This window comes from Vibrio sp. 03_296, from assembly GCF_002265885.1.
Map to the genome: position 1 here is coordinate 1 of NZ_NPKW01001043.1, position 544 is coordinate 544.

Consider the following 544-nt stretch of genomic DNA (forward strand, 5'->3'; position numbering starts at 1 on the left):
CACGTTTATTCTGCATTGTTTGTAAACTCCAATTTTAGACACAGGCATGTTAGTGAACAGGTGTACGCTAAACAACTCCGRTCAGTACTAGACAAACCAGTTTTTAATCCATTGAACAAAGCCTTGCGGATGATCATGCTTCGTAAAGTTATCGATTCTTCAGCAATTTTGTTGAGCACGCTATCTTCGTCTTCACCACAAAATGGCTTATTCATAATGATTGGGATCACATCTTCAACATCGGATACCGCCCAAATATGAAACTCACCGAGTTTAATGCTTTCGACCACGTCTTTATGAAGTGCCAGATGTTTTAAGTTCGTTTCCGGTAGAATAACCCCTTGCTCGCCGGTGAAGCCTTGGTGTTTACAAACCTGATAGAAGCCTTCAATTTTTTCATTTAGGCCTCCTACTGCCTGTACACGGCCAAATTGGTCCACTGCACCCGTCACCGCGATTTGCTGATTGATGGGGTACTCAGATAGGGCGCTGACGAAGGCAGCAAAATTCAGCAAGTGACGCACTATCTCCATCGACTTCACTG

Annotated in this window: 1 pseudogene; it reads right to left on the reverse strand. The window is 43.8% G+C overall.

The annotated features are described in order from the left end of the window. Nucleotides 1-87 precede the first annotated feature (87 nt). Nucleotides 88-544 (reverse strand): annotated as a pseudogene (locus CIK04_RS29725) (S16 family serine protease); the annotation flags it as partial.